Raw genomic sequence first — 13,688 nt, 5'->3', positions numbered from 1 at the left:
GAAGCCCCCTGCGGTGAATGCGCGGATCAAATCAGCGTCGGCGGCGCGACGACCGCCTCGTTCTGGCCGCTGCGCTCGAGCGCCCTCGCGACGAAGCCGGACGCCTTCATCTCCTCGACGAACGCGCGGAGGGCGCGCACGCCTGCGTCGCGGCCCTTCGGCATGCCCATCGCCTGCTCGATCGCCATGAAGCGGCCGGGGATCAGGCGCGTCTCGGGATGCGCCTCGGCGAACTTGGTCATCGGCTGCTTCACGCCGGCGGCGACCTCCAGCTTGTCGCGCAGGAACATCTCGCAGGCCTCGGAGCCGGTCGGCTGAGTGACGACCTTGGCGCGCTCGAGTGTCCGCGTCAGATAAAGTTCATACGCGCTGCCCTTGGCGGCGGCGACACGGATATCGTCGCGGTCCACCTCGTCGGTGGTCTTGATGGGCGAGTCCTTCGGCACGACGTAGGCGCCCTCGATCAACACATAAGGCCCCGTGAAGTCGATCTCGGCCGCGCGCACCGGATCGATCGCCAGGAAGGCGATGTCCCATTCGCCGCGCTTCAACGCCTCGAATACCTTGCCAGCGGCGTCGAAGGTGACGAACGTGATCGGGATGCCGAGTCGTTTGGCGAATTCGCGCGCGAGCTCGCTGGAGACCCCGCGCGGCTCGCCGGTGACGGGGTCCCTCTGCGCCAGGACGGTATTTCCGAAGTTGATCGCCGCGCGGAGCTGTCCGGTCGGCGCCAGGGCTTGAACGACGTGGGACGGAATCGCGTCTGCCATGATGGCCGGAGACTATCCAGGCGCGGCCATCGGCACAATCGGCTCCTCCCGCCAAAAACTAGCGCCCTCCCCGCGCCCCCGGCTACGCTCCCCGCGCCCCTTCCTGGGCACGGGTGACCCCATGGCCGTTCAAATCGCTACCGGCGCCACCGCGATGTGCAGCTTCGGCATGGCGCCCTCCTCGATCATGGTCCTGCCTGCGAACATGGTGAATGCCACCACGTCCGCCGCGAACATCGCCGACATGGTGGCCGTGACCAACGTCTTGCCTTTCGGCGCTTGCACGTCGTTGGCGAATCCCACGGTCGCCTCGGCCACGGCCGCCGCCTTGGGCGTCCTCACCCCCATGCCCTGCGTCCCCGTCCCCGCCGGCACCTGGATCCCCGGCAGCACCAAGGTCCTGCTGAAAAGCCTGCCCACGCTCCACAATTCCTGCAAGCTCATGTGCTCGTATGGCGGCGTGATCCAGATCCTGAGCCCGGGCCAATTCAAGGTCATGGCCGGCGGATGAGCCCCCCGTCCCCCGCGCCGCCGCCCGGGAACCTGCTCCTCGAATTCACCCGCACCGCGCAGGCCGACGAATCGTTTGTCTTGCCAGAGGGCGAGGTCACGTACGTCCTGCACACCGAAGGCGGCGGCGCCGAGACCGTCACGATCGACTGGACCCCCGCGCTCTTCGCCGACCTCGACGCCGTCCGCCGCCCCGGCTGCGATCCTGCCATCGTCCAGCGCCTCGGCCGCGCCCTCCGGCGATTCCTCGCGCCCGCGGGCTGGGCCCGAACGGAAGAGAGCATCCTCGACGCGTCCTCGCGCGGCGATCCGGTGCGGATCACGTTCCGCTCGAATGCCGCCGAGCTGTATGCCTTGCCCTGGGAGCTCCTGACGCTCAAATCGAGCGGCCAGCACCTCGGCGAGCTGCCCCATGTCCTCGTTCGTTATGCGTGGCCCGAGAGCGCCACGCGCCCCGAGGACCCCTCGCCCTTGCCCGAGGGCGGCCGCATCCTCTTCGGCTGGTCCGCCGCGGCCGGCGCCGTGCCCCTCGCCGAGCAATCCAATGCCCTCCGCGCCGCCGCCGACCGAGGACATCACCCCTTCGATCCCGCCCGCGACGTGCTCGCTCACCTCTCCCTCGGCCGCCTCTCCAGCGCCCTCGAAAAGGCCGCCGCGTCGGGAGAAAGCATCCATCTCCTCCACCTCCTCTGCCACGGCACCCAGGTCGGACAAACCCACGGCCTCGCCTGGGATGCGGACGACGGCAGCGGCGAGCGTGTCTTGCTCGACGCGGGCAAGCTCCGGCAGCTCCTCGCCCCCCACGCGGGCCGCATTCGTCTCGTCGTGCTCTCGGCCTGTGACAGCGGCAATCCCGGACAGATCGGCAATCACCTCGGCAGCGTCGCCCAGAACCTCCACCAGGCCGGCATCCAGGCCGTCGTCGCTTCCCGCTTCCCCCTCTCCGCCGCCGGCTCGATCACCTTCACCGAAGTCTTTTACGACAAACTCCTCGTCGAGCCCACCTCCGTCGAAGCCGCGCTCCTCGCCGCCCGGCAGCGCCTCCTCCGCGAAGGCGCAGGACGGCTCGACTGGGCGAGCCTCACCCTGCACGCCCGCCCCGAGGACGAGGGCGACACCCGCCCGATCGTGTTTCGCCCTTATCGGGGCCTCCTCGCCTTCCACGCCGCGCATCGCCGGTTCTTCTTCGGTCGCGAAGCCGAGATCGAGGAGGCGCTCGCCGACCTCGCGGCCCTCGCGGCCTCGGGAAAACCTCGCTTTCTCGTGGTCGCGGGCGCCTCGGGCACCGGCAAATCCTCCATGGTCCTCGCCGGCGTCGTCCCGCGCCTGCTCGATCGCGGCGCCACGCGCGCCGATGCGGCGGACAACGACGACGTCAAACACGCGATCGAGCGACTCGCGCAGCTCCTCGGGCGCAGAAGCCCGGGCGCCGCCGCGCAGCAGGCGCTCTCCGTGCTCCACCGCGAAATCACCACGCTCGCCTCGTCCGCGGGCGGCGCGTGGGAAGCCGTCGTCATGCGCCCCGGCGCGTCTCCGCGCAGCGCCCTCGAAGCGGCGCTCGCCGCGCGCCGCGACGAGAACCTTCCTTTCCTCCTCGTCGTTGATCAATTCGAGGAGATCTTCACCCACGTGCAGGATCCGGCCGAGCGGCAGGCGTTCGTCGCCGAACTCTGGAAGCGCTGCTCCGGCGAGGGCAACCTCCATTGCATCACCAGCATGCGCGTCGATTTCGTGGGCGAATGCGGACAGCTCGTGCTCGACGCGGACACGGGCCTCCGGCTCGATCGCGTCGCCTACGACGAGGCGCACCGCGTCTTCGTCGCGCAGATGGGCCCGGCGCAGCTCCGCACCGTGATCGAGGAGCCCGCGCGCAAGGTCGGCCTCTCCCTCTCGCCAGGGCTCGCGAACCGCATCATCGCCGAGGTCGGCGCCGAGCCCACGGCCTTGCCGCTCGTCGAATACGTCCTCGACCTCCTCTGGCAGAAGCGACAAGGAAAGATCCTCGACGCGGCCCGGTACGAGGAGCTCGGCGGCGTGTTCGGCGCGCTCGAGCGCATGGCGGACGCCGTCGTCTCCGAGCTCGACGAGCCTTCGGAGAAACTCGCCCGCCGCCTCTTCTCGCGCCTCACCCATTTCGGCGAGGGCGGCGCCTCGAACACGCGCCGCCGCGTCCCCCTCGCGCGCATCCTCCCCGCGGATCCGGAGCGACGCGCGCGCTTCGAGGTCTTGCTCGAACGATTCGTCGCCGCGCGCCTCGTCTCGCGGCAGGACGAAGGCGGCCGCATCGTCGTCGAGGTCGCGCACGAGGCCCTGCTCCGACGGTGGAACCGCCTCGCGACCTGGCTCGCCGAGGATCGGGCGCGCGTCGTCGAAATCGCCAAACTCGAGCGCTGGGCCGCCGATTACAAGGCCCACGGCGCCCTCCTCCGCGGCGCCCAGCTCGGGTATGCCAAGCAGATCCGGGCGCACGCCGAGGAGGAGCTCGACGACGACACGCGCGCGATGATCGAGGCGAGCGAGCACGCGGAGCAAGCCGAAGCCGAACAAGCGCGCGACAAGCAGCGCGGCGAGCGGCGCAAGCTCGTCGTCGGCACCGCGGGCGCGGTGATCGTGGCCGTCGCCATGACGCTCCTGGCGCTCCGCACGACCCGGGCGAAGGCCGAGGCCGACGCCTCGTGGAGACGGGCGGAGCAGGATCGCATCAAGGCCGAAGAAGCGCACAAGCAGGCCGACGCGGAGCGCGACATCGCTGAAAAGCAACTGCGCATCGCCGGCGCCTTGAACCTCGTCGCGCGCCAGCAGCACGCCGCCGCCGCGTCCATCTTGTCCGAACGAAGCGGCCCGTTCCCCGACCTCCTCACGGATTCCAGACACCTCTCGCTGGCGCAAAGACTCCTCGCTTTGCCCATTCCGAAGGTCACGCTCTCCGGGCATCACGAGAAGTTGTGGCACGCCGCCTGGTCGCCGGACGGCCGCCGCTTCGTCACGGCCTCGGAGGACCAAGTGGCCTACCTTTGGGACGGCAATGGCCGGGGCAAACCCATCGCCTTGCGGCACGACGGACCCCTCTCCTCGGCCGTCTTCGACGCCCAGGGACGCCGCGTGCTCACCTCCTCCCTCAATGGCGTCGCGAAGATCTGGGACGTCTCCGGCCCGGCGCCCCGCGTCCTCTCCGAGCTCCGCGGAAAAGCGCACGGCTTGTGGACGGCCGCCTTCTCCCCCGACGGGACACGCGTCGCCGCGGCCACGGTCGACGGCACGATCGAGATGTGGAACCTCTCCGCGGTCACCGGCCCCGTCCGTGAACCTAGTTTGACCGGACACACGCACGTGGTCTCGTGGCTCGAATTCGATCCCTCGGGCGAGAAGCTCGTGAGCTCCTCCTGGGACCGAACGGCGTGCATCTGGGACATCCGGAGAGGGACACGCGCCTGCCTCGAAGCGCACACGGGCCCCGTCACGTCGGCCGCGTTTTCCCCCGACGGCAAGGCCGTCGTCACCGCTTCTTCCGACGGCACCGCGCGCATCTGGGATGTCGCGACCCGCAAGGAGGTCGCGACCCTGCGGGGCCACATGGGTCCGCTCAACCAGGCGGTCTTTCATCCGAAGAGCAGCCGCGTCCTCGCCACGGCGAGCGACGACAACACGGTCCGATTCTGGACGAAAGAGGACGGGGAGCCGGGCGCGCGCCCCGCCGAGGTCGCCTCCTACACGGAGCTCGCCGCCCTGGATGGCCACGAGGCCGACGTCACCACCGTCGCCTATTCGCCGAACGGAGAGCGGCTCCTGACAGCCTCTTGGGACGAGACGGCGCGCATCTGGGACCTCGCACGCCTGCCGCGGCGCGTCCTGCCGCGGATCCGCGGGCATTACGTGACGGGCGCGAGCGAGAGCCCGACCCAGGACCACCTGCTCCAGATCACGCCCGAGGGCGAACTCGTCCTGTACCTCCTGCCTCCGAATCCCGAGATCTACGAGGGCGTCCACCGGCTCGGCCTCATCTCCCACGGAAAGAGGCGAATCCTCTCGGGTGCGTGGAGCCACGACGGGAGGCGCCTGGTCACCGGCGACGAAAGGGGCGGCGTGGCCCTCACGCCCATCGAGCCTCCCCCCGCCTCCGCCTCGCCCCCGTCCTCCCCCGCCCTGCACACGCGGATGCTCCCCACGCATCACCAGGCGCCCATCCTCGCGCTCGCCTGGAACGCGGACGGGGATCGATTCGTCAGTGTCGCCGACGAACACGCGCCGCTCGTCTGGGACGCGGACCACCCCGAACGCCCCCCCATCCCCGTCGCGACGTCGGCCGAGAAATGCGAGGACACCGGCGCCTCCACGGCGCGCACGCTCGTCCCTGCAGATGCGGGCGGTTTCACGTCCGTCGCGTGGAGCGGCAAAGCGGGCGCGCGCCATCTCGTCCTCGGTCGCCACGACGGCTGCGCCTGGTGGTTCGACCTCGATGGCCGGGAAAAACCCTTGGTGCTCGGCCGCCACCGCGCCACCATCACCGCCGTCGCCGTCTCGCCCGACGGGGAACGGGTCGCCACTGCCTCGCAGGACAGGACCGTTCGCGTCTGGAAGCGCGACGGGAGCTACGCCGAGCTCGCGCATCCGGCGCCCCTCCTCTCCGTCGCCTTCGATACGCGCGGCGAGCGCGTCATTACGCGGGCGCGGGACAATACCGTCAACGTGTGGAGGGTCGATGGCTCTGGCCCTGGCCAGGTATTCGCCCTCGTGAACACCGCGTCCACCTTCCCCATTGCGGCATTCGACGTGAAGGGCAATGGCATCCTCACCGTGGACGCGCGGGGCTTTCTCCAGCGCTGGGACGCGGAGCCCGACGCCATCGTCGCGAGCCTCGAGCGCGCCAACGACGACTGCGCCACCGCAGCGCTCCGCCAGCGCTACCTGGCCGAGGACGCGGCGGAGGCGGAAAAAGGCTGCCGCGCGTGCGCCGAAAAGCAAGGCCTCGACCCCGACACTTGCACGCGCGACCAGAAGACCGGGTCGCTGAGCCCCAAGAAATGATAGCGTCCGTGGGAATCGAGGACGCCATGCCCGCGAATGCCCTCCACCTCCTCCTCAGCCACGACGACGACGGCAGCGCCTACCTCGAAGGCGGCTTGCCCACGGACGCGGCCGCGGAGCACGAAGAGCGCCCCGAGGCGCGCCCCGGCCCGACGCACCTCTGGGACGAGGGCGACGACCCGGACGACCTCACGGCCCAGCGCTGGGGCGTGATCGTACCGGAAGGCAAAACGGGCGATCGATTGCTGGAGCTCGCGCGCCCTCTCCTCGAAGCGCGCCGCGCCGCCCAGGGAGGGCACGAGATCAAGGTCTTCCGCGCGCCTTCGCGCCTCGACATGGCGGGCGCCGCGCGCTGGCGCAAGGAGGTCTTCGATCGGGGCGCCGACCTCGCCATCGATTTGCCCCGTTATCAGCTCCTCCTCGGCGATCTCGATCAGGTCCCCTTCGCGCTCCAGCAGGTCCAGCAATCGGACGGGTTCGTCGGACGGCTCGCGTTTCCGGACGAACGTGGCTACGAGGCCTACATCCACAAGATCCTCGCCGCCGAGCGCGCGGCCGCGCGCGACGCGCCCCCCCACGCCACGTTTTATACCGTGCACGACGGCACGGCGGCCACGGCGGCCACGTACCGCGCGCTCGTGCGTCCGGGCCTCGATCTCGTGCGCCAGCGCCTCGACGCCGGGCACTTCCCCGCGAGCACCCTCGAAGAGCGCGGGCGCGTGGACGCGCCTTCCCCCGACGAGCTCGTCGAGGTCGCCTCCCGCCCCGATCCGGGCGTGCTCTTCAGCGTCAGCCACGGCGCAGGCGCCCCGCGCGAGGGCTGGAAGAGCTCCGCCGATCAACGCGCGCGCCAGGGGGCCATGCGATTCGGCCGCGAGGGCACGTTCGCCGCGAGCGACCTCGGCGAGCGCCCCTTCGTGCCGGACGGCATCTGGTTCATGGTCGCCTGTTATGGCGGCGGCACGCCGGATCGGAGCGCCTATCGCCACTGGCTCGAACGATTGCAGAAGCTCGGCCATTACGGCGGCGAGGCCGAAGAGGTGCTCAAGGCCCTCCCTCGCCATGCGCCCCCCTTCATCGCCTCGCTCCCCCGCGCCGCGCTGGCGAGCCCGAAGGGCCCCCTCGCCTTCCTCGGCCACATCGATCTCGCCTGGACCTACAGCTTCGAGGAGCGCGACGCGGGCACGCCGATCGCCCGCCCGGCCCGCTTCATGTCGGTCGTGCGTTCCCTCGTGCGCGGCGACCGCGTCGGCCTCGCGTTCCGCGAGCTCGTGCGATTCTTCGAGCAGGCGAACACCGAGCTCACGAGCCTTTACGATCAGGAGGCGAGCGGGGGCCGACGCGACGAGGTGCGGCTCGGGCATCTCTGGATGCTCCGGCAGGACCTCTCCGGCTACATCCTCCTCGGCGATCCCGCGGTGCGCCTCCATGTCAAACGGCCGTCGAAGGCTGCTCCGGCCGCGACGCCCGCCCCCACGGCGGCGAACGTCCTCGGGTTTGGCCCGGCCCCACAAGCGCCCGCGCCCGTCCCCGCACAAGCGCCCGCGCCCGCGCCGATGGCGCAGGTCGAGCCCGCGGCGCTCCCCATGGAGCTCGAGCGCCTCGAAGAGGCCTTCGGCCACATGCTCGTGGGCGAGCGCGGGCACAAGGAGATCGCCAAGGAATACGGCATCGAGCTCGGCGAGCTACGCAAGCTCTTCGACCGGTACAAGAAGGGCGGGCGCGGGTCGCTCGGGCATGGGTGACGCCGAGGAGGCGGCGCTGCTCGAACCCTACCGGGGATTGTCCTCTTGCGTGATCTCGTCTTCGACACGGGCCGGTCCGCGCGTGCCCAAGTCCGGTCCGCGCGTGCCCAAGTCCGGTCCGCGCGTCTCCAAGTCCGGTCCGCGCATCTCCAAGCCTGGTCCGCGCATCTCCAAGCCTGGTCCGCGCGTCTCCAAGCCCGGTCCGCGCGTCTCCAAGCCCGGTCCGCGCGTCTCCAAGCCCGGTCCGCGCGTCTCCAAGCCCGGTCCGCGCGTCTCCAAGCCCGGTCCGCGCATCTCCAAGCCCGGTCCGCGCATCTCCAAGCCCGGTCCGCGCGTCTCCAAGCCTGGTCCGCGCGTCTCCAAGCCCGGTCCGCGCATCTCCAAGCCCGGTCCGCGCGTCTCCAAGCCCGGTCCGCGCGTCTCCGGGTGAAACCGGCTGCGGTCGACGGGCGTACCCTTGGAATGCGCCCGCCTCTTTCCAGCCGCTTTCCCTTCACCCACCTCCTCTTGCTCGCCGCCTCCTGCGCGGGCGCGACCGCGTGCCTCTCCGCAGGGGACGGCGACGCCGTGTTCATCGGCGACGCCCCCGAAAGCGACCTCCAGGGCATCACCATCGTGCCCACGAACCCCACGTCGCCGCCCCCGCCCCCTCCACCTCCGCCGCCCCCGTGCGTCGCGAACGTGAATTCGAACCCGGCCTTCGGCTGCCTCACCGCGGCCTGGATCTACGGCCCAGGCGTGGGGCTCGAATCCATGCTGAGCTCGGCCGTGGGGTGCGGCTGCGAGGCCGAGATCGTCACGACCGGCGTGGTGCCCGCCGCGTGCAACGTGCAACGCGTCGCCGTGAGCTGCAGCAGCGGCACGCCTCCGTTCAACGCCGTCTCGCCCATTCCCCCGGGCGAGTATCCGTGTGAAGGCCTCACGAACGACGACGGAACCCCGCAGGTCGTCGAAGTCAACACGAACGAGATCCCGTTCATGGGCATCCACATCGATCCGGACAACAACGGCCAGCTCTGCGACGTCACCCTCGACCCCTTCGTCGGGCCCATCGATCGCGAGATCAGGGAAAAGTGCTCCAGTTGCCACACGGACAACGAGCCCAATTGGTGGCCCGAGGTGGACGACACGGAAGAAGAGAGCTGCCCCTACTGCCACACGAACGACGAGCCCCAAAGGTGGCCCGAGGCGGCCGCCAGGGCCTACGTCGCGTCCCTCGCAGGAGGCCCCCGCCCCGCGTCAGCGCGATTCCGGCACGCAAACCTCGTCCGATTTCGAGACACGGCAAAGCCTGCTCCGCTCGATCCGCATCTCGAGCTTCTCCGGCGGCGGTGACGACAGGAGCACCCGCCACGCGTCTCGGTCGGGCCGTTCGAGGAGCGCGTAAATCGCGAGCGTCCCCTTCTCCGGCACCGGCACCTTTATCACCTTCGTCTGCCCGGGCAGCACCACCACCGAGGTCTGCACCGATTCGTCGGGCGTGGTCACCCGTGCCGCCACGGACTCGTACGACTCCACGCCGAACGTCTTCTCGTCGATCGCGCGGGCGAGCACGTACACGGAGCGCGCGCCATTCGCGTCGGCCGCCGGGCGCAGCACGAGATCCACGTGGGAGGCCTTCGACGACGCGCAGCCGGCCCCGAGCGCCGAGACGAGAAGCGCGGTCAGGCCGCAGAGGGACGCGTGGCCTCGCACGAGGGCAGTATCAACGAGGCGTCGAGGCTTGTCCACTTAGCGTCGTGGAGGGCGGCGGCCGCGACGGGCAACGAGCGCCGTGGTTCGGCGGCGGGAGTAGCACGTCCCACGGATCCGAGCCGAGATCGAAGGCCACACGCGCGCCGAGCATCCACGACACCGCCGAGCCCCGCCACGCCGACGCCTCACAAACGAGCCGGAGCGTCTGCCACGCGTCGCCCGTCCCCTCTTGCGACCGCGACGTCTTGCCGCCGCTCGAAAGGTCGGTGAGCTCCGCGCTCACGGTCGCCGGCGTCGACGTCGACCAGGGCACGGGCAGCGATTTCCACGCCGGCACCTGATTGAACCCTGCGACCGTCGTCTCCCCCGCGCTGAGCGAGGACATCGTCACGGCCACGCGATCGTCCCGCTCCACCTTCGGCAGCGCATGCGGCCGCACCAAAAGCGCGATCGCCTTGGGTTTGCCCGCCTCGTCCCAGAGCAGGCCCGAAAGACCATCGAACCAGCCGCCGACCTCGAGCGCCTCTTTCGGGAGCGCGACGGCGCGATAATCGAGCGGCCGCTTCGCCACCCACGCCCCGCCGTCGCTCCGCCGCGCGGCCGGCGCCACGCCGTCGTTGAACGCGAGGCGCATCGTGCCCTTCACGCCGAAGACCGAATCGACCTCGCTCGGCGGCGCCTCGACCCGCGCCGTCGGCAGGAAGGGAAACCGCGCCCAGAGCGGCTCGCCGAGCGGGCGAATCTCGCTCTTGTAGATCTTCTCGACGGCCTTCTCGACGTTCGTCAGGGCATACTCGTAGACCTGGTTCATCGGCAGGAAGAACGGCCTCCGCATGTCCCCGCCGGGGATCCGCGCCGCGTCGAGCCATGCTTTGACCTGCGGCATCGGCTGCTTCGGGTCGGGGTCGAGCAGGGACAAACCGAGCTTTCCCACGAGCGGCAAACGATCCCCGAGCGGCGCGCCCGCGGCCTGGAGCGGCCCGTCTTCCAGCGAGGCGAGGAGCGGCGTCAGGATCGCGTAATACTTGTCGAGGTTGACGGGTTTGCCCTTCTCGGGCTGGAGCGCCACGATCGCATCGAACGAGCGGAGCGCATTGCGCAAGATGGCGAGATTCGGATCACTCCCCGGGTCGATCGCTGCATTCTCCGCCACCGTGGTCCAGAACTGACCAAACCACGAGCTCGGCGTGGCCATGTCCTGCAGATCGGTCCGGAGCGACGCGAGCGAGCCCGCCGAGAACCCGAAGCCCTGCACGTAGGAAAACAGCGCGGTCTGGTAGGCCGTCGCGTACGAGTCCATCCCGTCGCGCACGAGCCGCGTGAGCTCGTCGCGCGCCGACTGCTGCACACACGCCCCCGTGAGCGCCGCGTCGAGCTTCGTGAATGCGGGCACGAGCTCGTCATGGACGGCCCGCGCCGTGTAAAGCCCCGGGAGCGGCCGGCTCGGACCACGCCCCGGCATGTCGCTCGCGCCCACCGCGGGGAACGTCTGGTTTGGCCCGAAGAAGGGCGAGCGCTGCTTGGCGCGGACATCGTCGACGAACCCCAACACGTACGCCGACGACTTGCTCGAAGCGACGAGCCGGTCCCAATCCTCCGCGCGATAGACGCGGTTCTTGTCGATCGAAAACGTCTCCTTCGAGGCCGTGTCCCCCGTGGGGCACTTCATCCCCTCGAGATCCCCCACGATCTGCCGCAGCGTCCGGTTCTCCGCGCTCGGCACGTCGATCTTCGAGCTGTCGACCTCGCCGAACAGCCCTTCGAGCTCCTTGCTCTTTTGCTGCGCCCAGTCCGGGATCTGGTGGCTGCCTCCGGGGCCGAGCAGTTTGTCTGCGTCCTCCGGGCTCTCCGTGCGGAGCAGCGACTCGAGCTCCTTCTGCGAGGGCGCTTCCTCCACGCCGCGCAGCGCATCCGCGAGCCTGCGCGCGCTCTCCGAGAGCGCGCCGATCTCGCCCGGCGGGACCGCGCCCTTCTTCAAGGATTCGTCGAGCGAGCCCAAGAACCCTTCCCAATCGCCTCGCGGAATGCCCTGATCGAGCCCCTCGATCGCGCCCCGCCACGGCGAATACGAGAACGTCACGTAATCGCCCACCACGCGCTCCGGCACCTCGAGCACCCGCGCGAACGTCTCCTCGTCGCGCAGCGCGAGCTCCCCGAGATCGTTATCCTCCGAGGCCCGAAGCAGCGCCACCGCATAAAGCCGCACCGGCAGCGAGGACGCCCTCGCCGCCGGCAGGAGATACACTTCGCGGATCTTCCCGAGGAACTGCTCGCGTTCCCCGCCTCCGTCGCGTTCGGTCCGCGGCCGGTCGATCTCCTCTTTCGCGTTCGGATACGCGTACCGCAAAGGCCACCAGCGTGGCCGCAGCGCCGCTCGAAGCGCCTTCGCCGCTTTTCCTTCGGCTCGATCCATCTCCACGTTGCGCGGCGGGCGCAGCGTGGTGAAGGCCGCGACCTGCGCGGGCACGGCCTTCACGTCCTGCCAGTACCACAAGTACAGCCCGCCGATGAGCCCCGCAATGGCGGCCCCGACGACCAGCGCTCCCAGCGTCCGCCGCTGCTCGTGCGCATGGAAGTCGGATTGCACCGCCTGCGCATCGAGGCCGAGCGGCTCGCCCACCATCCCCGCGTCCGCGCCCTCGGGCAACCCCGCCACCACGATCCCGTCGAGCGCGGGCGTGGCGACCTGCGTCGCATTCCCCAGGAACGCATCGAGGAACGGTTCGAGCGCCACGAACACGTTGCCCCCGCCGCCCGCGAGCAGCTTCGTCACCGCCGCCGTCTGCGCGGCCGGCAGCGTTTTGACCGCGGAAGACAAACAGGGGTCGAGCGGCGCGAGGAGCCCCTCGAGGTCCGCCGCGCGCCGGCCCGCGGGCTTCAAGGTCTGCGTCGCGTGTCCCTCCTCCTCCGCCACGCGCGCGAGCGGGACGAACCCTTCGAGTCGCTCGTCGAGGTGCGAAAGAACGACGCGCACCCGCGGCGCGCGCCCGCGCCGGAGCGACGTGAGGCGATCGACCACGTCCCGCCCGAGCGCGCCGAGGCGCCGGAGGCCCGCGGGCGTGAACGAGGGCGCGCGCGCGTCGATCACGAACACCACGACCGGCACCCGGAGCGCGATGGGCTTCCAGAGGTCGGCGAGCGAAGCGCGCGCCTCGGGCCGCGTGTCTTCGAGCAGCTCGCCGCTGATCTCCTGCACGAGCGCGTGCTGGCCCGCGAACATCGAGAGCCGCGCATCCGACGTGTCACTCGGCGCGACCTGCGACGCCGCACCCGAACGCGCGAGCCCTGTCTGGATCACGCTCGTCTTGCCGGCCCGACGCTCGCCGAGCACGACGAGGATCGGCGCGCCCTGCACGCTCTCCGGCAGGCGGCGCACGAAATCATCCCACGTCCGGTCGAGCGAACGCGGCGAGGGCACCTTGGGCGCCTCCTCGCCGGCTTTCTTGCGAGACCGCACGAACAAATAAATGCCGAGGACGAGCAGCAAGACGCCCACGAGGGCGATCGCGGCGATCACCCAGGGGTTCAAGGACGCTCCCAGCGCTGCGGCCTGCTGCATCGCGCGCGCCTCCTCGCCGCCCTACCCCCCCGCCGCGGGCCTACGTGGCCCGGCGAAGAGAAAGGCCTCGAGCAGCTCCTCCACCCGATCGAACGCCAGCGCGAGCGCCTTCGGATCCCGCGCCTCGGGCGGGAGCGCGAGCGCGTCGCGAATGGGCTTCACGAAGGGCGCGAGCACGTGCGGAGGCACGACGCCCGCAGCGCCCGCCTCGACGGCCGCGAGCAAGGCTGCCGCGTCCGGCGGAGGCGGCGAACGGGGCGCGGCCTCGACCTCGACCTCGATCCGGGGAGGCGGCGGGGGCGCGGACGGACGCCGCCCGCTCGCTCGCCATCGTGCGAGCAGCGAGGACTGCGGATCACTCTCCTTGCCTCCGGCCGCCATTCC

The 13,688-nt window shown here is 70.6% G+C and carries 8 protein-coding genes; 4 read left to right on the top strand and 4 right to left on the bottom strand.

Going from position 1 to position 13,688, the window contains the following annotated elements; all coding sequences use genetic code 11:
- Window positions 1–26 precede the first annotated feature (26 nt).
- Window positions 27–770 carry an ABC transporter substrate-binding protein gene (locus tag E8A74_RS28200; RefSeq protein ID WP_136932182.1) on the bottom strand — a complete coding sequence of 248 codons (744 nt, stop codon included), beginning with the start codon at window positions 768–770 and terminating at the stop codon, window positions 27–29.
- A gap of 121 nt (window positions 771–891) precedes the next feature.
- On the opposite strand from E8A74_RS28200, the gene E8A74_RS28195 reads away from it, so the two are divergent.
- From E8A74_RS28195 to E8A74_RS55010, 4 genes are all read left to right on the top strand, one after another.
- The gene (locus E8A74_RS28195; RefSeq protein ID WP_136932181.1) at window positions 892–1,281 is read left to right on the top strand and encodes a DUF4280 domain-containing protein; all 390 of its coding nucleotides are present in this window, start codon (window positions 892–894) and stop codon (window positions 1,279–1,281) included.
- Window positions 1,278–6,305: an nSTAND1 domain-containing NTPase gene (locus E8A74_RS28190; RefSeq protein ID WP_136932180.1), complete on the top strand. Its 5,028-nt coding sequence runs from the start codon at window positions 1,278–1,280 to the stop codon at window positions 6,303–6,305. The genes E8A74_RS28195 and E8A74_RS28190 overlap by 4 nt, the downstream gene beginning before the upstream one ends.
- Before the next feature lie 8 nt (window positions 6,306–6,313).
- Window positions 6,314–8,050 (top strand): hypothetical protein, encoded by a 1,737-nt coding sequence (locus E8A74_RS28185; protein ID WP_170229437.1) that lies wholly within the window; start codon window positions 6,314–6,316, stop codon window positions 8,048–8,050.
- A 462-nt stretch (window positions 8,051–8,512) separates the two neighbouring features.
- Window positions 8,513–9,385, top strand: coding sequence for a hypothetical protein (locus E8A74_RS55010; RefSeq protein ID WP_136932178.1), 873 nt, complete (start codon window positions 8,513–8,515; stop codon window positions 9,383–9,385).
- Here the strand turns inward: E8A74_RS55010 and E8A74_RS28170 are convergent.
- The 3 genes from E8A74_RS28170 to E8A74_RS28160 are packed head-to-tail and all read right to left on the bottom strand — an operon-like array spanning window position 9,290 to window position 13,685.
- The gene (locus E8A74_RS28170) at window positions 9,290–9,745 is read right to left on the bottom strand and encodes a type VI secretion lipoprotein TssJ (RefSeq protein ID WP_170229436.1); all 456 of its coding nucleotides are present in this window, start codon (window positions 9,743–9,745) and stop codon (window positions 9,290–9,292) included. The two genes, E8A74_RS55010 and E8A74_RS28170, sit on opposite strands and share 96 nt — an antisense overlap.
- Before the next feature lie 10 nt (window positions 9,746–9,755).
- A complete protein-coding gene (locus E8A74_RS28165) occupies window positions 9,756–13,304 on the bottom strand; it encodes a type VI secretion system membrane subunit TssM (RefSeq protein ID WP_136932176.1) in 3,549 nt (1,182 codons plus the stop codon).
- 21 nt (window positions 13,305–13,325) lie between these two features.
- The gene (locus E8A74_RS28160) at window positions 13,326–13,685 is read right to left on the bottom strand and encodes a hypothetical protein (protein WP_136932175.1); all 360 of its coding nucleotides are present in this window, start codon (window positions 13,683–13,685) and stop codon (window positions 13,326–13,328) included.
- Between the last annotated feature and the right edge of the window lie 3 nt (window positions 13,686–13,688).

This window comes from Polyangium fumosum (assembly GCF_005144585.1).
In the GTDB taxonomy this organism is placed as follows: Bacteria; Myxococcota_A; Polyangia; order Polyangiales; family Polyangiaceae; genus Polyangium; species Polyangium fumosum.
This window is presented reverse-complemented; position numbering and strand designations above follow the sequence as displayed.